This window comes from Ruegeria sp. B32 (assembly GCF_025141855.1).
Classification (GTDB): domain Bacteria; phylum Pseudomonadota; class Alphaproteobacteria; order Rhodobacterales; family Rhodobacteraceae; genus Ruegeria; species Ruegeria arenilitoris.
Genome location: NZ_CP081106.1, coordinates 2,766,391 through 2,787,543, shown reverse-complemented (window position 1 = coordinate 2,787,543; position 21,153 = coordinate 2,766,391). Strand labels below are relative to the sequence as shown.

General features: G+C 62.1%; 21 protein-coding genes. 16 read left to right on the top strand and 5 right to left on the bottom strand.

Annotated elements, in window-relative coordinates; genetic code table 11:
- The first annotated feature begins 1 nt into the window (after position 1).
- From K3752_RS14120 to K3752_RS14110, 3 genes are read left to right on the top strand one after another with little or no spacing between them, the layout of a single operon-like run.
- The gene (locus K3752_RS14120; RefSeq protein WP_170341405.1) at positions 2 to 1,096 is read left to right on the top strand and encodes a microcin C ABC transporter permease YejB; all 1,095 of its coding nucleotides are present in this window, start codon (positions 2 to 4) and stop codon (positions 1,094 to 1,096) included.
- Positions 1,097 to 2,203, top strand: coding sequence for an ABC transporter permease (locus K3752_RS14115; protein ID WP_170364341.1), 1,107 nt, complete (start codon positions 1,097 to 1,099; stop codon positions 2,201 to 2,203).
- Complete coding sequence (locus K3752_RS14110) at positions 2,200 to 3,777, top strand: ABC transporter ATP-binding protein (protein WP_260063571.1); 1,578 nt, start codon at positions 2,200 to 2,202, stop codon at positions 3,775 to 3,777. The genes K3752_RS14115 and K3752_RS14110 overlap by 4 nt, the downstream gene beginning before the upstream one ends.
- Here K3752_RS14110 and K3752_RS14105 read toward each other — a convergent pair.
- Positions 3,774 to 5,702 (bottom strand): elongation factor G, encoded by a 1,929-nt coding sequence (locus K3752_RS14105; protein WP_260063570.1) that lies wholly within the window; start codon positions 5,700 to 5,702, stop codon positions 3,774 to 3,776. The genes K3752_RS14110 and K3752_RS14105 overlap by 4 nt on opposite strands.
- Before the next feature lie 212 nt (positions 5,703 to 5,914).
- On the bottom strand, positions 5,915 to 7,270 hold the full coding sequence (hemN, locus tag K3752_RS14100) for an oxygen-independent coproporphyrinogen III oxidase (protein WP_260063569.1): 1,356 nt from the start codon (positions 7,268 to 7,270) through the stop codon (positions 5,915 to 5,917).
- 61 nt (positions 7,271 to 7,331) lie between these two features.
- Between hemN and fnrL the strand changes: the two genes are divergently transcribed.
- The gene (gene fnrL / locus K3752_RS14095; protein ID WP_170341416.1) at positions 7,332 to 8,075 is read left to right on the top strand and encodes a transcriptional regulator FnrL; all 744 of its coding nucleotides are present in this window, start codon (positions 7,332 to 7,334) and stop codon (positions 8,073 to 8,075) included.
- Here fnrL and K3752_RS14090 read toward each other — a convergent pair.
- Entirely contained in the window at positions 8,072 to 8,944 is an 873-nt protein-coding gene (locus tag K3752_RS14090; RefSeq protein WP_260063568.1) for a LysR family transcriptional regulator, read from the bottom strand. The two genes, fnrL and K3752_RS14090, sit on opposite strands and share 4 nt — an antisense overlap.
- A 98-nt stretch (positions 8,945 to 9,042) precedes the next feature.
- Between K3752_RS14090 and glyA the strand changes: the two genes are divergently transcribed.
- On the top strand, positions 9,043 to 10,365 hold the full coding sequence (glyA, locus tag K3752_RS14085; protein ID WP_260063567.1) for a serine hydroxymethyltransferase: 1,323 nt from the start codon (positions 9,043 to 9,045) through the stop codon (positions 10,363 to 10,365).
- Between the two features lie 58 nt (positions 10,366 to 10,423).
- Complete coding sequence (locus tag K3752_RS14080; protein ID WP_093964328.1) at positions 10,424 to 10,678, top strand: GlsB/YeaQ/YmgE family stress response membrane protein; 255 nt, start codon at positions 10,424 to 10,426, stop codon at positions 10,676 to 10,678.
- A gap of 50 nt (positions 10,679 to 10,728) precedes the next feature.
- On the opposite strand, the gene K3752_RS14075 is transcribed toward K3752_RS14080, so the two are convergent.
- The gene (locus K3752_RS14075) at positions 10,729 to 11,568 is read right to left on the bottom strand and encodes a universal stress protein (RefSeq protein WP_260063566.1); all 840 of its coding nucleotides are present in this window, start codon (positions 11,566 to 11,568) and stop codon (positions 10,729 to 10,731) included.
- Between the two features lie 196 nt (positions 11,569 to 11,764).
- Between K3752_RS14075 and ccoN the strand changes: the two genes are divergently transcribed.
- From ccoN to ccoP, 4 genes are read left to right on the top strand one after another with little or no spacing between them, the layout of a single operon-like run.
- Positions 11,765 to 13,372 carry a cytochrome-c oxidase, cbb3-type subunit I gene (gene ccoN / locus K3752_RS14070; protein WP_093964421.1) on the top strand — a complete coding sequence of 536 codons (1,608 nt, stop codon included), beginning with the start codon at positions 11,765 to 11,767 and terminating at the stop codon, positions 13,370 to 13,372.
- A 14-nt stretch (positions 13,373 to 13,386) separates the two neighbouring features.
- Positions 13,387 to 14,115 carry a cytochrome-c oxidase, cbb3-type subunit II gene (gene ccoO / locus K3752_RS14065; RefSeq protein ID WP_093964330.1) on the top strand — a complete coding sequence of 243 codons (729 nt, stop codon included), beginning with the start codon at positions 13,387 to 13,389 and terminating at the stop codon, positions 14,113 to 14,115.
- A gap of 11 nt (positions 14,116 to 14,126) precedes the next feature.
- On the top strand, positions 14,127 to 14,312 hold the full coding sequence (locus K3752_RS14060; protein ID WP_093964331.1) for a cbb3-type cytochrome c oxidase subunit 3: 186 nt from the start codon (positions 14,127 to 14,129) through the stop codon (positions 14,310 to 14,312).
- The gene (gene ccoP, locus K3752_RS14055) at positions 14,309 to 15,172 is read left to right on the top strand and encodes a cytochrome-c oxidase, cbb3-type subunit III (RefSeq protein ID WP_170540406.1); all 864 of its coding nucleotides are present in this window, start codon (positions 14,309 to 14,311) and stop codon (positions 15,170 to 15,172) included. Before K3752_RS14060 ends, ccoP begins: the two co-directional genes overlap by 4 nt.
- A 150-nt stretch (positions 15,173 to 15,322) precedes the next feature.
- Here the strand turns inward: ccoP and K3752_RS14050 are convergent, their stop codons facing one another.
- Entirely contained in the window at positions 15,323 to 15,484 is a 162-nt protein-coding gene (locus K3752_RS14050; RefSeq protein ID WP_170364352.1) for a hypothetical protein, read from the bottom strand.
- Positions 15,485 to 15,583: 99 nt separating this feature from the next.
- Here K3752_RS14050 and K3752_RS14045 point away from each other — a divergent pair, with 99 nt between their 5' ends.
- The 6 genes from K3752_RS14045 (at position 15,584) to secE (ending at position 21,083) form a co-directional block, all read left to right on the top strand.
- Entirely contained in the window at positions 15,584 to 16,459 is an 876-nt protein-coding gene (locus K3752_RS14045; RefSeq protein ID WP_260063565.1) for a LysR family transcriptional regulator, read from the top strand.
- Positions 16,460 to 16,560: 101 nt separating this feature from the next.
- A complete protein-coding gene (gene ccoG / locus K3752_RS14040; RefSeq protein ID WP_170369979.1) occupies positions 16,561 to 17,988 on the top strand; it encodes a cytochrome c oxidase accessory protein CcoG in 1,428 nt (475 codons plus the stop codon).
- A gap of 3 nt (positions 17,989 to 17,991) precedes the next feature.
- A complete protein-coding gene (locus tag K3752_RS14035) occupies positions 17,992 to 18,450 on the top strand; it encodes a FixH family protein (protein WP_260063564.1) in 459 nt (152 codons plus the stop codon).
- A 4-nt stretch (positions 18,451 to 18,454) separates the two neighbouring features.
- The gene (locus K3752_RS14030; protein WP_260063563.1) at positions 18,455 to 20,632 is read left to right on the top strand and encodes a heavy metal translocating P-type ATPase; all 2,178 of its coding nucleotides are present in this window, start codon (positions 18,455 to 18,457) and stop codon (positions 20,630 to 20,632) included.
- A gap of 5 nt (positions 20,633 to 20,637) precedes the next feature.
- Positions 20,638 to 20,796 carry a cbb3-type cytochrome oxidase assembly protein CcoS gene (gene ccoS, locus K3752_RS14025; protein ID WP_093964337.1) on the top strand — a complete coding sequence of 53 codons (159 nt, stop codon included), beginning with the start codon at positions 20,638 to 20,640 and terminating at the stop codon, positions 20,794 to 20,796.
- Between the two features lie 89 nt (positions 20,797 to 20,885).
- Positions 20,886 to 21,083 (top strand): preprotein translocase subunit SecE, encoded by a 198-nt coding sequence (secE, locus tag K3752_RS14020; protein WP_093964338.1) that lies wholly within the window; start codon positions 20,886 to 20,888, stop codon positions 21,081 to 21,083.
- Positions 21,084 to 21,153 lie beyond the last annotated feature (70 nt).

Sequence of the window (21,153 nt, the reverse complement as noted above, 5' to 3'; positions counted from 1 at the left end):
CATGGGCGCATATATTCTTCGACGCCTGTTGCTGGTCATCCCGACCCTTCTGGGCATCATGATCGTCAACTTCACGCTGGTGCAGTTCGTACCCGGCGGTCCGGTCGAGCAGATCATCGCCCAGATCGAAGGGCAGGGCGATGTATTTGCGGGTTTTGCGGGGTCCGGTGACGCGGGGGCCGGGGCCGAACCCGGCGGTGGCGTCTTCGATGACAAATACGTGGGCGCCCGCGGGCTGCCGCCGGAATTCATCGCCGAACTGGAAAAGGAATTCGGCTTCGACAAGCCGCCGGTCGAGCGGTTCCTGAACATGATGGGCAACTATCTTACGCTGGATTTCGGCGAAAGCTACTTCCGCTCGGTCTCGGTGATCGACCTGGTGCTGGAAAAGATGCCGGTGTCCATCTCGCTGGGCCTGTGGTCGACGCTGATCGCTTATCTGGTCTCGATCCCGCTGGGCATCCGCAAGGCGGTGAAGGATGGTTCACGCTTTGACACATGGACCAGCGCGACCATCATCGTGGCCTATGCGATTCCCGGCTTCCTGTTCGCGATCCTGCTGCTGGTGCTGTTTGCGGGCGGCTCCTACTGGCAGATCTTCCCGCTGCGCGGGCTGACCTCGGACAATTGGGAAGACCTCAGCCTGCTGGGCAAAGTGGCCGACTATTTCTGGCACATCGCCCTGCCGACCATCGCACTGACGATTTCCGCTTTTGCCACGCTGACGCTGCTGACCAAGAATTCGTTTCTGGACGAGATCAAGAAACAATACGTCATGACCGCCCGCGCCAAGGGGCTGAGCGAGCAGCGCGTTCTGTACGGCCACGTATTCCGCAACGCGATGCTGATCGTGATCGCCGGTTTTCCGGCGGTGTTCATCGGCGTGTTCTTCGGCGGGTCGATCATCATCGAGACGATCTTCTCGCTGGATGGCCTCGGTCGTCTGGGCTTTGAGGCCGCAGTGGCGCGCGATTATCCGGTGATCTTCGGGACGCTGTTCATTTTCGGTCTGCTCGGTCTGGTCGTCGGCATCATCAGCGACCTGATGTATGTGCTGGTCGATCCGCGCATCGATTTCGAGAAACGCGAGGGGTAAATGGCACTTTCTCCTCTGAACCAGCGCCGCTGGCGCAATTTCTGCCGCAACCGCCGGGCCTTCTGGTCGCTGATCATCTTCTCGGTGCTGTTCGGTCTGTCGCTGTTCGCGGAATTCATCGCCAATGACAAACCGATCCTTGTGAAGTATCGGGGCGAGTTCTATACGCCCATCTTCAACTTCTACGCCGAGACCGAGTTCGGCGGCGACTTCCAGACCGAGGCGATCTACCGCGACCCCGAGGTCCGTTGCCTGATCGACAGCGGCGGGCTGGATGACTGTTTCGATGACCCCGAAGGCATCATCGAGCAAATCAAGGCGGGAACGTTCCAAGCCGAGGGTTTCGAGCGTGGCTGGGCCATCTGGCCGCCGATCCCCTATTCCTACAACACCAGCGTCGACCGTCCCGGAGCCGCGCCGCTGCCGCCCAACGGGCAGAACCTGCTGGGCACCGATGACACCAAGCGCGACGTGCTGGCGCGTGTCATCTATGGCTTCCGCCTGTCGATCCTGTTCACCCTGATCGTCACCGGCGCGGCCAGCCTGATCGGCATATTCGCCGGCGCGTTGCAGGGCTTTTTCGGCGGCTGGCTGGATCTGATCTTCCAGCGCATCATCGAGATCTGGTCATCCACCCCGTCGCTTTACGTCATCATCATCATGTTCGCGGTGCTGGGGCGCAGTTTCTGGCTGCTGGTGATCCTGATGGTGTTGTTTTCCTGGACAGGCCTGGTGGGCGTGGTGCGGGCCGAGTTCCTGCGCGCCCGCAACCTGGAATATGTGCGCGCGGCCAAGGCGCTGGGCGTGGGCAACCTGACCATCATGTTCCGCCACATGCTGCCCAACGCGATGGTGGCCACGCTGACCTTCATGCCGTTCATCGTGACCGGCACGATCGGCGGGCTGGCCAGTCTCGATTTCCTGGGCTTTGGCCTGCCGTCCTCGGCGCCCTCGCTGGGTGAGCTGACCCTGCAGGCCAAGCAGAACCTGCAGGCGCCGTGGCTGGCCTTCACCGCCTTTTTCACCTTTGCCATCATGCTGTCGCTGCTGGTCTTCATCTTCGAAGGCGTGCGTGACGCGTTCGACCCGCGAAAGACCTTCTCATGAGCTTGCTGGATGTGAAAAACCTCAGGGTCTCGTTCCGTCAGGACGGGCAGGTGACCACGGCGGTTCGGGGCGTCTCGTTCCATGTCGATCGCGGGGAAACCGTAGCGCTGGTGGGCGAATCCGGCTCCGGCAAATCGGTCACGGCTCTGTCCACCGTGTCGCTGCTGGGCGACAGCGCGATCGTCGAAGGGTCGGTCACCTATGACGGTCAGGAGATGATCGGCGCATCCGAGCAGCGTCTGATGGAGGTGCGCGGCAACGACATCAGCTTCATCTTTCAGGAGCCGATGACCTCGCTGAACCCGCTGCACACGATCCAGAAGCAGATGGCGGAGTCGCTGGCCCTGCACCAGGGGCTGACGGGCGACGCGGCGCGGGCCCGGATCGTCGAATTGTTGAACAAGGTCGGCATCCGCGACCCCGAGGAACGGCTGGACGCCTATCCTCATCAGCTGTCCGGCGGACAGCGGCAGCGGGTGATGATCGCCATGGCGCTGGCCAATCAGCCCGACATCCTGATCGCGGATGAGCCGACCACCGCGCTGGACGTGACCATTCAGGCGCAGATACTCGAACTGCTGGCCGAGCTGCAGAAATCGGAAAACATGGGGATGCTGTTCATCACCCATGATCTGGGCATCGTGAGGCGCATCGCTGACCGGGTCTGCGTGATGAAGGATGGCGAGATCGTCGAGACCGGCCCTGTGGCCGAGATCTTCGACAACCCTCAGCATCCCTATACGCGCAAGCTGCTGGCGGCCGAACCCACGGGCATACCCGACCCGATCGACCCCGCCGCCGAAGAAGTGGCCCGGACCGAGCATCTGAAGGTCTGGTTTCCGATCCAGCGCGGGTTCCTGAAGCGCACGGTCGGCTATGTGAAGGCCGTGAACGACGCCTCGTTCAGCGTGCGCGCGGGCGAAACCGTTGGGATCGTGGGCGAAAGCGGCTCGGGCAAGACCACGCTGGCGCTTGCGATCATGCGTCTGATTGCTTCCGAGGGCGGGATCACCTTCCGAGGGCAGGATGTGCGCCGCTGGTCCACGCGTGAACTGCGCCGCCTGCGCAAGGACATGCAGATCGTTTTTCAGGACCCCTTCGGCAGCCTCAGCCCGCGCATGACCTGCCAGCAGATCATTGCCGAGGGTCTGGCGATCCACAAGGTTGATCCGCACCGCGCCCCGCGCGAGCTGGTGGCCGAGGTGATGACCGAGGTGGGCCTGGACCCGGCGGCCATGGACCGTTACCCGCACGAATTCTCGGGCGGGCAACGCCAGCGCATCGCGATTGCCCGCGCCATGGTGCTGCGGCCCAAGCTGTTGGTTCTGGATGAACCTACCAGTGCGTTGGACATGACGGTACAGGTGCAGATCGTCGAACTGCTGCGCGACCTGCAGAAGAAATACGGGCTGGCCTACCTGTTCATCAGTCACGACCTGAAGGTGGTGCGGGCGATGTCACACAAGGTGATAGTCATGCGCAATGGAGACGTGGTCGAGATGGGCGCTGCCGAAGACCTCTTCGTCAACGCCCAGGATGACTATACTCGCGAACTGATCGCAGCGGCGGGCTAGGCGTTGGCCGCTTCGCGCGCCGCCGATTTCGGCACCGGGCCCCGAAGCTCTTCATAGTGGTCGAACTGCAGCTTGACCCAGCCGGTCCCGCGCGTGGCGCTGGCCAGCGTGCGGTGCAGCTCGTCCTCGGCCACGGCGGGCAGCTTGGCGTTGAAGATTTCCCAGCCCGGCGCGTTCGGGTTGCCCTCGAACCCCAGGACCTGCCCCTGAAGCGAACTGATCGTGGGCACCAGATCGCCCACGAAGGCCGACGGAACATGGATCTCGGCATTCAGGATCGGCTGCAACACGACGGGTTTGGCCTGCGGCAAGGCCTCGCGCACGGCGTTTTTGCCGGCCGTCCGGAAGGCAAAATCGGAACTGTCCACGTTGTGATGCTTGCCGTCATGCAGCGTGACCTTCACATCCACCACGGGAAAACCCTCGGGGCCCTGCGCCAATGCATCGACCGCGCCTTGTTCGACTGAGGGGATATAGTTCTTGGGCACCGCCCCGCCCTTGACCACCTCGTCGAACTGAAAGCCAGATCCGCGCGGTAGCGGCGCGACCGAGATCACCACGTCTGCGAACTGCCCCGCGCCGCCGGATTGCTTGCGGTGGCGGTGCCGGTGTTCGACGGTGGCGCGGATGGTCTCGCGATAGGCAGTCTCGACCGGAGAGGTTTCGATCTCGATCCCGAAATCCTCGGCCAGCTTGGCGATCACCCGACGCATGTGCTGCGGCCCTTGCGAGCCGAGAACGGCATGGCCGCTCAGCTCGTCCTGTTCCAGCGTCAGGCCCGGGTCGATCTCGACCAGCCGGGACAGCGCGTTGGACAGGCGCACGTCGTCGCGTTCATGGGCCGGCGACACCACCTGCCGATGGGCGACCGGATGCGCCGTGGCCCAGTCCGGCAGCGGCGTGGAGTCACTCCTGTCATAGATATTGCCGGGGTTGAGGTGGTCGGATTTCACCGCCAGCCCGATCTCGCCGGCCTTCAGCCCGTCGATCTGGGTTTTGGCGTCCAGCGCGGTCAGGTTGCCAACGGTTTCGCCGCCCAGCGGGTCATGCGCCTTGATCCCGTCGCCCAGCCCCCGCAGGACGATGATCTTGCCGATGTGCTTCTTGACGTCGGCAAACCCGGCGATGGCGCGGGCGGCCTCGGGCGCCGCGTCCCGGTCGGCGGCGATGTCGAACTCGGGCGCCTCGTGCCGCAGGGCCTTCATCAGGCGGGTCAGCCCGTTGCCATGGCTGGCTGCGCCCAGACAGGCCGGGATCAACTGATGGTTCTGCAGGACCTGCGCGGCCAGGTCATAGACCTCGGCGCTGGGCGGTTGCTTGTCCTCGATCAGCTGCTCAAGCAGGTGGTCGTCGAAATCCGACAAGGTTTCGAGCAGTTCGGTGCGGGCTTCGGCCTCGCGATCGGCCACCGATTGCGGCAGTTCGATCAGCGCCGAGGGCTGACCTTCCTGATATTTCCACGCGCGCTCCGAGATCAGGTCGACGGCGCCGACGATGGTTTCGCCTTCACGGATCGGCACCTGTCGCAGGGTGATGTGATGGCTGCAATAGGTCTGCAGCGCGGCGATGATGTCGCGGATGCGGCCGTTGGGGTTGTCCATCCGGTTGATGAACAGAAAGCAGGGAATGCCCGCCTCCTCGACCAGCCGCAGATAGGGGGCACACAGAACCGCCGCGTCCGGGTCCGGCGGGACCACCACCACGGCCGCGTCGGAAATGGCCATGGCGGGTCCGGCATAGGCCAGCGCATCGCCCCCGCCATCCACGTCGATCGCGCACCACGGTTCGTCCAGATAAGAAAAACCGTGCAGATGCACGGTTCCGGACAGGTCGAATGTGGTGGGCCGGCCATCAAGGCGACTGATGGCCTCGACCAGTGTTGTCTTGCCCGATTGGCTGGGGCCGAGGACGGTAAAAACGCGCATGGGTGCTGTCCCTTCGTCAAGTTGCAGAGTGGCTGCACGAAAGGACCTGTCGAACGCGGATGCGCCGGCGAGTTTTGTCTGAATGATGGCCTGCCTCGGCGTCGGGCGGCCTGCCGCCCGCCTTCCGAGTGTGGGGAAAACCCACCGCGCGCGTCAACCCCCCGCTTTTTTGCATTGTGGCGACTGGCCGGCTTGCGGCATGTCGCCCGTCGTCAGATCGCCGAACTGTGGCCTGCCTTGCTCAGGTCATAAGCGTCGAAGGTCCGGGCGATCATCCGAGCCAAGGCGCGCGCTTCGGGCGGGATGAACAGCCCGTCATCGGTGATTTGCAACAACCCGTCGAAGGCGTCATTGGCGCGCTGGTACATCGCCTTCAGCTCGGCCGCCGAGATGTCGTGGTCGCGCAGGATCTCGGCCGTTTCGATGCGGAAGTCGCACATCAGGGCCTCGATCAGGCGGGCGCGCAGAATGTCCTGATCCTTGAACAGATGCCCGCGCGAGGTCGAGAACCGGCCATCGCGCACCGCTTTGGTATGGGCCGACGTGGCCGGTGCATTCTGCGCATAGCCCTGCGGGAAGCGCGAGATCGAACTGGCGCCGACGCCAATCAGAACCTCGGCCTGGTCGTCGGTGTAGCCCTGGAAGTTCCGCTTGAGCCGCCCGGCTTTCAGTGCATGGGTCAGCCCGTCATCCCTGGTGGCGAAATGGTCGATGCCGATTTCTTCGTAATTGTCCCACAGGAACAGGCGGCGGGCGGTATCGAACAGATCAAGCCGCTGTTCCGGCGTCGGCAGGGCGTCGGACGGGATCAGCTGCTGGCGTTTCGCCATCCACGGCACATGCGCGTAGCCATACAGGGCCACCCGGTCGGGGTTGAGCGACAGCAGCTTTTGCACGCTTTCGGTCATCCGCGCCTTGGTCTGGTGCGGCAGTCCATACAGGATGTCAGCGTTCAGGCTGGGCACGCCGCGCTCACGGATCATGTCGATCGCTTCGCGGGTGGTGTCATAGCTCTGGATGCGCCCGATCGTCTTCTGGATCTCGTCGTCGAAATCCTGAACCCCGATCGAGGCGCGGTTCATCCCGGCCTCGGTCAGCGCATCCAACCGGGCGGCATCCACCTCGTTGGGGTCGATCTCGACCGAGAATTCCGCGTTGTGTCCCAGTGGGACAATGCCCAAAATATGCGCGGCCAGTTCGCGCATCAGGTCGGGGTTCAGCAGCGTGGGCGTGCCCCCTCCCCAATGCAGGCGCGACAGGGTCACTCCGCTGGGCAGGCGCGAGGCCAGCAGGTCCAACTCGGCCTTGAGGACATCGACATAGGCGATGACCGGGTTGTCGGTCTGGGTGCCCTGGGTGCGGCAGGCGCAGAACCAGCACAGCCGGCGACAGAACGGCACATGGACATAGAGCGAGATCGAACTGCCCGGCCGGATGGCGGAAATCCAGTCGCCAAACATGTCGGGCCCCACGTCGTTGTTGAAGTGGGGGGCGGTCGGATAGCTGGTATAACGCGGTACCTTCGCGTCAAATAGTCCAAGCTTTGCCAATTGAGGTTTTACTATCATGACGACACCGGTATAGGCTCGACGACCAGAAAACCTTGACCGAGATCAAGTGGACGCGCGCATGACTCTGAATACCCTTGTTGACCACTCCAATTGCGAAGACTGCCCAATTCGGCATCGAGCCGTTTGCGCGCGCTGCGATGCGGACGAGTTGGTCGCTTTGGAAGAGATCAAGTATTACCGCAGCTTCGAGGCCGGTCAGACGATCATCTGGTCGGGCGATCAAATGAATTTCGTCGGCTCGGTCGTGTCCGGGATCGCGTCTCTGACCCAAACCATGGAGGACGGGCGCACCCAGATGGTGGGCCTGCTGCTGCCCAGCGACTTCGTAGGGCGGCCGGGGCGCGACTCGGCGCCTTATGACGTGCAAGCCACCACCGACGTGGTCATGTGCTGTTTCCGCAAGAAACCGTTCGAGGACCTCATGGGCCGCACGCCGCATATTGCCCACCGCTTGCTGCAGATGACGTTGGACGAGTTGGACGCGGCGCGTGAATGGATGCTGGTTCTTGGCCGCAAGACCGCGCGAGAGAAGATCGCCAGCCTGCTGTCGATCATCGCACGCCGGGATGCGTCTGCCAGCCAGAAGGGCTCATCCGGCCCCATCGTCTTCGACCTGCCGCTGACCCGCGAGGCGATGGCCGACTACCTTGGTCTGACACTGGAGACAGTCAGCCGTCAGATTTCTGCGCTTAAAAAGGATGAAGTGATCCTGCTGCAGGGCAAGCGCCACGTGACCGTTCCGGATATCGGCCGCCTGATGGAAGAGGCCGGGGATGATTCGGACGGCGGGTTTCTGGTCTAAGCGGTTTTTCTGAGCCACTCGACGACGCGCCCGACCGGTGTCTGCGATCGGACGGCACGTGGCGACCACAGCTTGAGCCTGTCGGGAAGAGTGACCACCGTTTCGAACGGAGCCACCAGTCGACCGCTGTCCAGATGCGGCTGAACCAGCGCCTTGTGCCCCATCAACACACCCGCACCGTTCAGCGCTTCTTCGACGGCCAGCGCGTACAAAGAGAAGACCGGCCCGCGGGGTGTGAACGCCCATCCGGGTCGCGCCGCGGCCACCCAGGTTTGCCAATCGTCGAACCAGGTAGAGTCGGACAGGCAGGTCACATTCGCCAAGTCCTCGGGCGTAGTCAGGCGACGCGCCAAGGCCGGCGCGCAAATCGGAAAGATGGCGTCTTCGGCGATGGGGTCCCCCAAATCTCCGCCAAAAAACAGGTAGATGTCGAAGGGCGCGCGCTTGAGGTTGGGCGGGGTTTCCTCGGCCGTGAGCGAAACTTCGATTTCCGGCTCTGCGGCTCGAAGTTCGGGCAACCTTGGCGACAGCCACAGCTGTGCAATCGAGGGCAGCGTCACGATATGCACCACCTGCGGCTGTGCCTGGGCGCGCATGGCAAATGTGGCTTGTCCCAAGGTGTCGAAGGCCTTGGTCAGGTCCGGCAATGCCTTCTGTCCCAGCGCGGTCAGGGCAACGCCTCTTGCGGTGCGCTCGAATAGGGGCGCACCCAGTTCGTCTTCCAACGTTTTGACATGGGCTGACACCGCGCCTGCGCTGACGCCAAGTTCCGTAGCCGCGGCCGAGAATCCTCCCAGGCGGGCTGCGGCCTCGAACGCACGCAGCGCGTTCAGGGGCAGGGGCTTGGGGCGCGGTGGAGCAACGGGCATGGATTTAGGCTCAATTTTTCCGACCCTAATTTTTCGCAAAACTGATTTGCGCGCAAGTCAGGATCTTTGCATCGTTGGCCGCGAAGACGGAGGATCAGATGCAGCACCTTGCTCACCGTGCCTGGGTTCCGGGCCACTGCGAAAACCTTGTTCAGACCATCGCCCAGAAGGTTGCCGACAGCAACTCGGAGGCGATCGAGGCCCGGATCGACGCGTTGATCGCGCGAAACTCGGATATTCACGATGCCGAGTGTTTCAATCTGAATCCGGCGACGAATGTCATGAATCCAAGGGCCGAGGCGGCACTGGCCGCGGGTCTGGGCAGTCGTCCATCTTTGGGCTATCCGGGCGACAAATACGAGATGGGTCTTGAGGCCATCGAGGAGATCGAGGTGATCGCGGCCGAGCTTGCGGCCCGCGTGTTCAACGCGCGATACGCCGAGATCCGGGTGGCATCCGGCGCTTTGGCCAATCTGTATGGCTTCATGGCTCTGACCCGGCCCGGCGATACGATCATCGCGCCTCCGGCAGCGATCGGCGGGCACGTGACCCACCATGAGGGTGGCTGCGCAGGGCTTTATGGTCTGCAAACGGTCAATGCACCAGTGGATGCGGACGGGTACAGTCTGGATCTGGCCGCTCTGCGCGACATGGCCAGAACGCACCGGCCCCGGTTGATCACCGTTGGTGGCTCGCTGAACCTGTTTCCGCATCCTGTGTCGGCCGTGCGCGAAATTGCCGACGAAATCGGGGCCAAGGTTCTATTCGATGCGGCCCACCAATGCGGGATCATTGCCAGCGGGGCTTGGGCGAACCCGTTGGATGAAGGCGCGCATCTGATGACGATGAGCACGTACAAAAGCCTCGGCGGCCCGGCGGGTGGGCTGATCGTCACCAACGACGCCGAAATCGCGGAACGGTTGGACGCCATCGCATTTCCTGGAATGACGGCCAATTTCGATGCCGCGAAGTCGGCGGCTCTGGCAATCTCGTTGCTGGACTGGGTCGACTTCGGGCCGGCCTATGGGCAAGCGATGATCGATCTTGCGCAGGCAATGGCCAGCAAGATGGAGGATCAGGGATTGCCAGTGTTCAAAGGGGCTGGTGGAGCCACCACCTCGCACCAATTCGCGCTGAAGGCCGCCGACTATGGGGGCGGGCAGGCGGTGTCAAAACACCTGCGGCGGGCTGGGTTCCTGGCGTGTGGTATCGGTTTGCCGATCGCCTCGGTTGCGGGTGACATGAACGGATTGCGGATCGGAACGCCCGAGTTGGTCCGGCGGGGCGTGACCCCCGAACATGCCGGAGAACTTGTGGCCCTGTTCGCCGAGGCGCTGTCGACGGATGATCCCGCATCGGTCGCGCCCAAGGTGCGGGATCTGCGATCCGGGTTCCAGGGGATGCACTACGTTCGTGCGTGACCCAACGGCCCGGCCGTGTTCTAATGCCTTTGCGTGAAACAATATTCAGGAGCAAGGCATGGAATTCAGTAGCCTATTGGCAATGCTGATCATCGGCGCGATCGCGGGCTGGTTGTCGGGCAGGATCATGAAGGGGCGCGGCTTTGGCGTGATCGGGAACATCATCGTCGGGATCGTTGGCGCTTTTCTCGCCGGAACGATTTTTCCCGCACTCGGGTTTTCGGTCGGCGGCGGTATGGTGTCGTCGATTTTCTTTGCAACGATCGGAGCCGTGATCCTTCTGTTCCTGATCGGTTTGGTCAAAAAGGTCTGACGAAAAACCGCCCCTTCCGGGGCGGTTATTTGTTTTGCCGTGCCCGCGGTTCAGTGGGCCAGGAAAACCGGAACCGAGGACTGTTCCAACATGTTCCGGGTCGCGCCACCCAGAATGGCCTCGCGGAATCGCGAGTGACCATAGGCGCCCATCACGATCATGTCGGCTTCGACGTCTGCGGCGTGACGGTTCAGAATGTCGGACACACGCGTCATCGTCTTGCTCAGCACGTCGATTTCGCATTTCACGCCATGGCGGGACAGCATTTGCGACAGCATACCGCCCGGGTCCGAGCGATCAGGGCCGTGACGCGGCGGGTCGATCACAACGATGCGGGTCAGTTCGGCCGCCCGCAGGAACGGCAGCGCGCGCCGAATGGCATTCATCGCCTCGACACTCTCATTCCAGCCGATCAGCACTGTCCGAGGGCTGGCGAACTGTTTCGCGTCATCCGGGACCACCAGAACCGGGGCGTGACCCTCGAACATAGCGGCTTCGATGATCGGTTCGGCCTCCGCGCCGCGATCTTTGCCATAGGGCTGCGGCAGAACGACAAGGTCCGAGAAACGGGCCCGATGCGCGACGTGCCGACCCAGGTCGGCGATCTGCGCCACGCCGTTTTCAGCGGACCAGCGTACGCCTGACTTGCCCAGGAAAACCTCGGCAAAGGCAAGCACTTCATCGGCCTCGGCATTTGCACGCTTCAAGGTCTCCTGAAGGATCAGGGCGTTTGCGCCTGCGTAGTAGTAGCCGGTCTGGCTACGGTCGACACCGAGGCACAGCGCTTCGGCATGGCCGTCCTGCGCTTCGGCCAAGGCGACCAACTGGGCCAGAGCCGGCTTGGCAAACTTGGTTTCCGTCATGACGGTGAGAAGAGATTTATAAGCCATTTCGACCTCGTGTTTCGGGTTCTGAAACCTGTGCGACCAGGTAACCCATTCATTTGCTTATGCCTGTCACAGTTTTCAGGCTATTGTCTTGATGCAGATCAAAGCAGCATTGGTTGTGCATGGATCATACAGCAACCAGTCAACGAAAGCTCTATGCGGCACAAGAATCGCCCGGAGCATGGCAAAGGGACGCAATATGTCGAATTACATCAAGCTGATCGCGCTTGGTCTGGTCGTGCTGTTCGCAGCGATCGGATCCAACTATGCGCGGGATTTGGCGTATCAGGTGCACGCGATACTGGTGATGCTCATCGCCGGTGGCCTGTTCATCTGGACGCTGCGAAACACGGATGAGCCGGATATTCTCGTCGATCGTTCGGGTGAGTACATGGATGGCGTGATCCGCTATGGCGTGATCGCAACCGCCTTTTGGGGTGTCGTAGGGTTCCTGGTGGGAACTTTCATCGCGTTCCAGCTGGCCTTTCCGGTGCTGAACTTCGAATGGGCGCAGGGGCTTCTGAACTTTGGCCGGTTGCGCCCGCTGCACACATCAGCGGTCATTTTCGCGTTCGGCGGCAACGCCCTGATCGCCACATCCTTCTACGTCGTGCAGCGCACAAGCGCCGCGCGTCTGTGGGGCGGCAACCTGGCCTGGTTCGTGTTCTGGGGCTATCAGCTGTTCATCGTTCTTGCCGCGACCGGCTATGTGCTGGGCGGGACCCAGTCCAAGGAATATGCCGAGCCTGAATGGTATGTAGACCTGTGGCTGACCATCGTCTGGGTGGCCTATCTGGCCGTGTTCCTGGGGACGATCGTCAAGCGGAAAGAGCCCCACATTTATGTGGCGAACTGGTTCTACCTGGCGTTCATCGTCACCGTCGCGATGCTGCACCTGGTCAACAACATGACCATTCCGGTCAGCATCTGGGGTTCGAAATCGGTCATCGTCTGGTCGGGCGTGCAGGATGCCATGATTCAGTGGTGGTATGGGCACAACGCCGTGGGCTTTTTCCTGACTGCGGGCTTCCTGGGCATGATGTACTACTTCATTCCCAAGCAGGCCGAACGCCCGGTCTTCAGCTACAAACTGTCGATCATCCACTTCTGGGCGCTGATCTTCCTGTATATCTGGGCCGGTCCGCACCACCTGCACTATACCGCGCTGCCTGACTGGGCCTCGACGCTGGGCATGGTATTCTCGGTCGTGCTGTGGATGCCTTCGTGGGGTGGCATGATCAACGGCCTGATGACCCTGTCGGGCGCTTGGGACAAGCTGCGTACCGACCCGGTCATCCGCATGATGGTCATCTCGGTCGGTTTCTACGGCATGTCCACCTTCGAAGGTCCGATGATGTCGATCCGCGCGGTGAACTCGCTGTCGCACTACACAGACTGGACCATTGGTCACGTGCATTCCGGCGCGCTGGGCTGGAACGGCATGATCACATTTGGTGCGCTGTACTTCCTCGTTCCGGTTCTTTGGAAGCGCGAGCGTCTGTACTCGCTGCAGATGGTCAGCTGGCACTTCTGGCTCGCCACCATCGGTATCGTGCTCTACGCCGCGTCGATGTGGGTCACCGGTATCATGGAAGGCCTGATGTGGCGCGAAGTGGATGCCAACGGCTTCCTGGTGAACTCGTTCGCCGACACCGTGGCGGCCAAGTTCCCGATGTATGTGGTGCGTGCGCTGGGCGGTGTTCTGTTCGTCGCTGGTGCGCTGATCATGTGCTACAACCTGTGGATGACCGTCCGGCGGGCTCCGGCCAAAGAGGCCAGCCTGACCGTCGCGGTCCCGGCTGAATAAGGAGGGCCGGAGCAATGGCAATTCTCGACAAACACAAGATCCTCGAGACCAACGCGACCCTCCTGCTGATCTTCAGCTTCCTGGTCGTGACCATCGGTGGCATCGTTCAGATCACCCCGCTGTTCTACCTTGAGAACACAATCGAGAAGGTGGAGGGCATGCGCCCTTACACCCCTCTCGAGATGGCGGGGCGTGAGATCTACATCCGCGAAGGCTGTTATGTCTGCCACAGTCAGATGATCCGCCCGATGCGGGACGAGGTCGAGCGTTATGGCCACTACTCGCTGGCGGCCGAGTCGATGTATGACCACCCGTTCCAGTGGGGGTCCAAGCGCACCGGGCCCGATCTGGCCCGTGTGGGTGGCCGCTACTCGGATCAATGGCACGTGGACCATCTGCGTGATCCGCAATCGGTGGTGCCGGAATCCGTGATGCCGAAATACGGCTTCCTGGAAAACCGCAAGATCGACGGCCGGTATATCGGTGACATCATGGCCACCAATGCGGTTCTGGGCACGCCTTACACAGACGAGATGCTGGAAAACGCAGTTGCCGATTTCCGGGCGCAGGCCGATCCGGACAGCGACTATGACGGGCTGCTGGAGCGTTATGGCGAAAACGTCAACGTGCGCAACTTCGATGGTCAGCCGGAACTGACCGAAGCCGATGCGTTGGTTGCATATCTGCAGATGCTGGGAACGCTGGTCGACTTCTCGACCTTCACCCCGGATGCAAGCCGCTAAAGGAGGGTGTGATGGAAGAATACACGATCCTGAGGCAATTCGCGGATAGCTGGATGCTGCTTCTGTTGTTCGCCTTCTTTGTCGGCATCGTCATCTGGGTGTTCCGCCCCGGTGCCAGCAAGGAATACAAGGACACCGCAAACATCCCGTTCCGGCACCAAGACAAACCCGCCACATCCGAGGAGGCGCGGAAATGAGCAAGACACCTGAAAAACAGCCGGGTGATCCCAAGACGACCGGTCACAGCTGGGATGGCATCGAGGAATTCGACAACCCGATGCCGCGTTGGTGGTTGTGGACCTTCTACGCGACCATCTTCTGGGGTGTGATCTACACGATCATGTATCCGGCGTGGCCGCTGGTGCAATCTGCAACCGCCGGTGTGCTTGGCTGGTCCTCGCGTGAGTTGGTGCAGAAGGAGATGGTTTCGTTTGAAGAGGCCAACGCTCCGTGGAACGCCAAGCTGGTCGAGACACCGCTGGATGATATCGCCAAGGATGCCGAGCTGCAGCAATATGCGGTCAACGCCGGTGGCGCCGTGTTCCGCACCTGGTGCGCTCAGTGCCACGGTTCGGGCGCGCAGGGCGCAAAGGGTTTCCCGAACCTTCTGGACGACGCCTGGCTGTGGGGCGGTACCTTGGATGACATCGTCACAACGGTCAGCTACGGCATTCGCAACGAAGAAAGCGACGACGCGCGCTACTCCGAAATGCCGGCATTCGGCGAGATCCTCGAGCCCGAGGAAATCACCCAGGTCGTGCAATATGTGATGTCGCTGACCAACGCCCAAACCGACGATGCTGCGGCGCAGGCGGGCAAGGTTGTCTACGAGGACAACTGCGCGGCCTGTCACGGCGATGACGGAAAGGGCGATATCGCGCAGGGCGCACCGAACCTGACGGATGCGATCTGGCTGTATGGCGGCGATGAGAAAACGCTGACCGAAACGGTGACCTACAGCCGGTTTGGCGTCATGCCCCCTTGGGACACGCGTCTGACCGAAGCGCAGATCCGCGCCGTGTCGGCCTATGTCCACCAATTGGGTGGCGGTCAATAAAATCCAGGAACACCTTCGGGCGGCGTGCCGCCCGAAGGCCTAGGTGCCGGCTGTTCCATCTGTTCGCGCGTTTCCTGAACAGCCGGCACCGCATTTTCCGAAAATAGTGCTGACAATGGCCCCGGTCCAGCGCCGGCACGCAAACTGATGCTAAAGGTTGCGCGGATCCAACTCGCGGCTCTTGCTGACCCACCAGTGTCCGGCGGGCAGCCATCTTTTCCTTTTTGGCGCATTCGGTTTGGGCGCGTCGCGCAGCTTGGGGGCGTTCAGCCGCGTGGCGGTCATGAAGGAAGCAGCGTAGATGTTCAGCATGGTCTTTCTCCTGATGCGATGAACTCGGGTTCCAGCATCGGCTCTTGACCGGATATTTGCGACTCAATTACCGTGTTCAGATGTAAGTAGAGGTTACATATGGACTGGCTGAACCTTCCGCCACTATCGGCGTTACGGGCTTTCGCTGCATTTGCCGAGCACAGAAATATCGTCAAGGCCGGCGATGCGTTGAATGTAAGTCATGCCGCCATAAGCCAGCAGTTGCGCGCGCTTGAGGCGCATATGGGCGTGACCCTGTTGGACCGGTCGGGCAAGACTCTGGTCCTGACGTCGGATGGCGAACACCTGGCGCGCAGCGTTCAGCTGGGGTTCGGCGCCATCCATGCGGCGGTCTCGGACCTGGTGCACGCGGGCGAGGATCGGCCGGTGCACGTCTCGCTGACTTCCTCATTTGCGGCTTCGTGGCTGATGCCGCGGTTGCCGATTTTCCGGTCGGATCACCCGGGGATCGATCTGACCTTGGATCCGTCACCGGAACTGGTCGATCTGCGCCCCGGCGGGGTGGATGTCGCGATTCGATACGGGGCAGGCGGTTGGCCGGGCGTCCGGTCCGAGATGTTGTTGAAAACCCCGATCGTCATCGTTGCCGCGCCCAGTCTCTTAGGGTCCAGATCCGAGTGGTCGCCGGCTGATCTGGCCCGTTTGCCGTGGCTGGAAGAGGTGGGCACGACCGAAGCCAGCACATGGCTGGCACAACATGGGGCGGCCATAGACCCAGGCGCCGGACGGACCAGTCTGCCGGGCAACCTGGTCCTTGAGGGCGTTCGCGCGGGGCAGGGGGTCACGGTGACGGTGCGACATTTCGTCGAACGTGATATCGTGGCCGGAAGACTAGTTGAACTTCATGTCGCACCGGACGCCCGAGGCTACCACATCGTGACGGCGCAAACGCCGCAAAGAAAGGCGGTGAAGACATTCGTCGGGTGGTTGAAACGCCAAGCGAACCAGGTGTGACAAAAGGTGTCTGTGCGATGCGCTTTTGACCCATGTCAAAGTTGTCCGGTGTATGATCTGGAACAAGTCGCCCGACCAACAGCAAGATCCGGAGCCATGCCGTGAGCGATCACACCCCAGCCCCCAGCCTTTACGCCGCAAGGGAACCGATCTTTCCACGGCGCGTTTCCGGCAAGTTTCGGAACCTCAAATGGATCATAATGGCCGTCACGCTTGGCATCTACTATGTGACGCCGTGGATCCGATGGGATAGGGGCCCCAGCCTTCCGGATCAGGCGGTGCTGCTGGATCTTGCGAACCGCCGCTTTTACTTCTTCTGGATCGAGATCTGGCCACACGAATTCTACTTTGTGGCCGGTCTGCTGATCATGGCCGGCTTGGGCCTGTTCCTGTTTACGTCGGCCTTGGGGCGGGTGTGGTGCGGCTATGCCTGCCCACAGACGGTTTGGACCGACCTTTTCATTCTGGTCGAGCGCTGGATCGAAGGCGATCGAAACGCCCGCCTGCGCCTTCATCGTCAGAAGAAGCTGGATTTCCGCAAGGCCCGCCTGCGATTGACCAAATGGGTGGTCTGGTTCCTGATCGGTCTGGCGACCGGCGGGGCCTGGGTGTTCTATTTCGCGGATGCGCCGACCCTTGCGCGGGACCTTGTGACCGGCAACGCTCATCCGATCGCCTATACCACCATGCTGGTTCTGACCGGCACGACCTTTTTCTTCGGCGGGTTCGCGCGCGAGCAGATCTGCATCTATGCCTGTCCGTGGCCGCGAATTCAGGCGGCGATGATGGACGAGGACACTCTGGTGGTCGGCTACCGAGAGTGGCGGGGCGAGCCGCGCGGCAAGGGCAAACGGACGGCCGACTCTGAACTGGGCGACTGCATCGATTGCATGGCCTGCGTCAATGTCTGCCCGGTCGGAATCGACATCCGTGATGGCCAACAGCTGGAGTGCATAACCTGCGCGCTGTGCATCGATGCCTGCGACGACATGATGGCCAAGATCGGCAAGCCGCGCGGTCTGATCGACTATATGGCGCTCAGCGACGAAACGCGTGAACGCGCGGGCCAGCCTCCAAAGAACGTGTGGAAGCACATCCTGCGGCCCCGGACGATCATGTATACCGCGCTTTGGTCGCTGGTGGGTTTTGGCCTGCTGTTTGCGTTGTTCATCCGGTCGGATATCGATCTGACGGTGGCACCGGTGCGCAATCCGACATTCGTGACCATGTCCGACGGTTCGATCCGCAACACCTACGACGTGCGGTTGCGGAACAAGCATGGCGAAGACCGCCTGTTCAAACTGTCTCTGGTCGGTGACCCAAGCCTGCAGGTTCAGATTGAAGGAACGGAACTGGATACGGTAAACGTAACTGCGGACACGGCGCAGTTGACCCGGGTCTACATCGTCGCCGCGAAAGATACAGCGCCCGCAACGGCGGAAACGACACCGGTCCGGATCTGGGTCGAAGACCTGCAAAGCGGCGAGCGCGCCTACAAGGACACCACGTTCAACGGGCGGGGGAACTGAACCATGGCCGAGCGCAAATTCACCGGAAAGCACGCTCTTGCGGTTTTTGTCGGGGCCTTCGGTGTCATCATCGCCGTCAATCTGGTGCTGGCCTACAAAGCAGTCGCGACATTTCCCGGGCTCGAGGTCAAGAACTCCTACGTTGCCAGTCAGGAGTTCAATGAAAAGCTGCAGGAGCAGCAGTCTCTAGGCTGGGATGCAGACGTGGAAACCAAGGGCGGCCTGCTGATCCTTCGCATCACGGATGCGCAAGGCGCGCCTGTGCGGGTGGCCGAACTGCAGGCCGTGGTCGGCCGCGCAACTCATATGCGCGAGGATTTTTCGCCGGACTTCACCTTTGACGGTGTGGCGTATTCCACCCCGGCGACACTTGGAAAAGGCAACTGGAATGTCCGTATCGTCGCGCGCGATGCGGACGGCGCGGAATTCAGTCGGCGCATTCCGTTGTACATCAAGGGTTAGGCTGATGTCGTCGCAAGTGACATCCGGGACCGCAGCCTGTCCGGGCTGCATCGCGGCTCCGGCGGAACCGGCCAGGCCGGTACCGGTCGACGTTCAGATCGCGCTGTCACTGCCGGGCATTCATTGCTCGGCCTGTATTGCCAATGTCGAACGTGCGTTGAACGCGCACCCCGGCGTACAGGACGCGCGAGTCAACCTGACGCTCAAGCGCGCTCTGATCAAGGCGGGCCCCGAGGTTCGGGCAACGGACCTGATCCCGGTCCTCGATCGGGCCGGGTACGAGGCGCATGAGCTGGATCCCGGTGCCCTGTCAGCCACGCAATCGGACAAGGCCGGACGAGACCTTCTGATGCGGCTCGCGGTCGCCGGCTTTGCATCGATGAACGTGATGCTGCTGTCAGTGTCCGTCTGGTCCGGCGCCACTGACGCGACGCGCGACATGTTTCACTGGATATCGGCGGCCATTGCCCTCCCGGCCATTGCGTTCTCGGCCCAACCGTTTTTTGCCAACGCGTGGAGCGCGCTGCGGGTTCGCCGCCTGAACATGGACGTGCCGATCGTTCTGGCAATCCTGCTGGCCTTGGTCACTTCGCTTTGGGAAACGGCGCTGAGCGGTGAGCACGCCTATTTCGATGCGGCTTTGACGCTGACGTTCTTTCTGCTGGCGGGGCGCTATCTGGATTACCGCACCCGTGCCGCGGCCCGCTCCGCCGCCGAGGAGCTGACAGCCCTCGAGGTGCCGCGCGCCATCCGTCTTGTTGACGGGGCCGAGCGCGAGGTCGCTGTTGCCGAACTGGCCGTCGGTGACCTGATCCTGGTGCGACCAGGGGGGCGGATGCCGGTGGACGGCAAGATCGTGACCGGTGAATCCGAGTTGGACCGGTCGTTGCTGACCGGTGAAACCCTGCCGGTATTTGCCCAGCCGGGAACACAGGTCAGCGCGGGTGAGGTCAACCTGACCGGGCCGCTGACCATTCAGGCAACGGCGGTGGGCGAAGAGACTTCGCTGCACCGCATGGCAGATCTTGTGGCCATCGCGGAATCCGGGCGGTCGCGCTATACGTCCTTGGCGGACAAGGCGGCCAAGCTGTATGCCCCCGGGGTTCATATCCTGTCCGCACTCAGTTTCGTTGGCTGGTACATCTATTCTGGCGATCTGCGCACAGCTCTGAACATCGCCGCCGCTGTGCTGATCATCACCTGCCCCTGTGCGTTGGGGTTGGCGGTTCCTGCGGTCACCACCGCAGCCTCGGGGCGGCTGTTCCGCAAGGGGATGCTGATCAAGGACGCCACCGCGTTGGAGCGGTTGGCCGAGGTCGACACCGTAGTGTTCGACAAGACCGGAACGCTCACATCAGGCGCGCCTCAACTGGTCAACGGTGGCGAACACACAGGCCGTGAGATCGAGATCGCTCTGGCCTTGGCACAGGCTTCGGCGCATCCGCTGGCGGTCGCCCTGACCCGGGCCGCTCGGGCCGAGGGGTATACCCCGGCCGAGGTTGAAAACGTCACCGAGATTCCCGGTCGCGGGACCGAAGGCCAGTTTCAGGGGCAACTCGTGCGGCTGGGCCGAGCCGAATGGGTGGGCGCGACGGAAGGTGATTACACCGCGGCTTGGTTGGCGGTGGGGGACGATCGCCCGGTCGAGTTCCGCTTTGCCGACTCATTGCGCCCCGGCGCCGCCGACGCGGTCGCGGCTTTGCGCGATGCGGGCAAGGACGTCATCCTCATGTCCGGGGACACGACCAACGCCGTGAAAGCTCTGGCCGAGAAGCTGGGGATCGAGACCTGGATCGCGCGGGCACTGCCGCAGGACAAGGCGGGACACATTCAGAAGCTGGCAGACCAAGGCCGCCGGGTTCTGATGGTCGGTGACGGGTTGAACGACACAGCCGCGCTGGCGGCGGCCCATGCCTCGATCTCTCCGGCTTCGGCACTGGATGCGGCCCGTGTGGCTTCGGACATCGTTCTGCTAGGCAATGACCTGTCGCCGATCGCCGATGCCTGCCATACTGCTGTCCGGGCGACGCAGCGCATCCGCGAGAATTTTCAGATTGCGACGATCTACAATGTCATCGCGGTGCCTTTGGCCGTTGCCGGCCTTGCGACGCCCTTGATCGCGGCCTTGGCGATGTCCACATCGTCGATTACCGTATCCCTGAACGCTCTGCGCCTGAGGTGATCCTTATGGAAGTTCTGGCCTATTTGATACCGATTTCGCTGCTGTTGGGCGGTGTTGGGCTGGTGGCGTTCATCTACACGGTCCGCAGCAACCAATATGACGACCCCGAAGGCGATGCCCGACGGATTCTGAGCAACGAGTGGGATGATCGCCCCAAGTCCTGACCGGGTGCAATCGTGATGCCGACGGCCCTTGAAATTGCCGCAATGCCCGGCTATGTCCGGCCCATCCGCTAGCAGAGAGACCAAGCCTAATGGCCACCACAAACCCGATCCAGTTCATTCAGCAAGTCCGTGCCGAAGTTGCGAAGGTCGTCTGGCCGACGCGGCGCGAGGTTCTGCTGACCACGGTCATGGTGTTCATCATGGCGGCTCTGACTGCCGTGTTCTTTGCTCTGGTGGATCTGGGCATTCGCGGCGGTCTGCAACTGATCCTGGGTATGTTCAGCTAAAGCCGACTGCCGGGTCCCGTCGGATCGCGCCGAGGTGCGCCCGTTTCGGGCGCCCGACCGGCACTGCCCC

Bases quoted from the DNA above. Each gene is read 5' to 3' on its own strand.
- K3752_RS14050 (WP_170364352.1), bottom strand. From the start codon at position 15,484: ATGCTGAACATCTACGCTGCTTCCTTCATGACCGCCACGCGGCTGAAC.
- K3752_RS14120 (WP_170341405.1), top strand. From the start codon at position 2: ATGGGCGCATATATTCTTCGACGCCTGTTGCTGGTCATCCCGACCCTT.
- hemN (WP_260063569.1), bottom strand. From the start codon at position 7,270: ATGATAGTAAAACCTCAATTGGCAAAGCTTGGACTATTTGACGCGAAG.
- ccoN (WP_093964421.1), top strand. From the start codon at position 11,765: ATGTCGAATTACATCAAGCTGATCGCGCTTGGTCTGGTCGTGCTGTTC.
- K3752_RS14110 (WP_260063571.1), top strand. From the start codon at position 2,200: ATGAGCTTGCTGGATGTGAAAAACCTCAGGGTCTCGTTCCGTCAGGAC.
- secE (WP_093964338.1), top strand. From the start codon at position 20,886: ATGGCCACCACAAACCCGATCCAGTTCATTCAGCAAGTCCGTGCCGAA.
- K3752_RS14060 (WP_093964331.1), top strand. From the start codon at position 14,127: ATGGAAGAATACACGATCCTGAGGCAATTCGCGGATAGCTGGATGCTG.
- K3752_RS14105 (WP_260063570.1), bottom strand. From the start codon at position 5,702: ATGCGCGTTTTTACCGTCCTCGGCCCCAGCCAATCGGGCAAGACAACA.
- K3752_RS14115 (WP_170364341.1), top strand. From the start codon at position 1,097: ATGGCACTTTCTCCTCTGAACCAGCGCCGCTGGCGCAATTTCTGCCGC.
- K3752_RS14035 (WP_260063564.1), top strand. From the start codon at position 17,992: ATGGCCGAGCGCAAATTCACCGGAAAGCACGCTCTTGCGGTTTTTGTC.
- K3752_RS14030 (WP_260063563.1), top strand. From the start codon at position 18,455: ATGTCGTCGCAAGTGACATCCGGGACCGCAGCCTGTCCGGGCTGCATC.
- glyA (WP_260063567.1), top strand. From the start codon at position 9,043: ATGCAGCACCTTGCTCACCGTGCCTGGGTTCCGGGCCACTGCGAAAAC.
- ccoS (WP_093964337.1), top strand. From the start codon at position 20,638: ATGGAAGTTCTGGCCTATTTGATACCGATTTCGCTGCTGTTGGGCGGT.
- ccoP (WP_170540406.1), top strand. From the start codon at position 14,309: ATGAGCAAGACACCTGAAAAACAGCCGGGTGATCCCAAGACGACCGGT.
- ccoO (WP_093964330.1), top strand. From the start codon at position 13,387: ATGGCAATTCTCGACAAACACAAGATCCTCGAGACCAACGCGACCCTC.
- K3752_RS14090 (WP_260063568.1), bottom strand. From the start codon at position 8,944: ATGCCCGTTGCTCCACCGCGCCCCAAGCCCCTGCCCCTGAACGCGCTG.
- fnrL (WP_170341416.1), top strand. From the start codon at position 7,332: ATGACTCTGAATACCCTTGTTGACCACTCCAATTGCGAAGACTGCCCA.
- K3752_RS14045 (WP_260063565.1), top strand. From the start codon at position 15,584: ATGGACTGGCTGAACCTTCCGCCACTATCGGCGTTACGGGCTTTCGCT.
- K3752_RS14075 (WP_260063566.1), bottom strand. From the start codon at position 11,568: ATGGCTTATAAATCTCTTCTCACCGTCATGACGGAAACCAAGTTTGCC.
- K3752_RS14080 (WP_093964328.1), top strand. From the start codon at position 10,424: ATGGAATTCAGTAGCCTATTGGCAATGCTGATCATCGGCGCGATCGCG.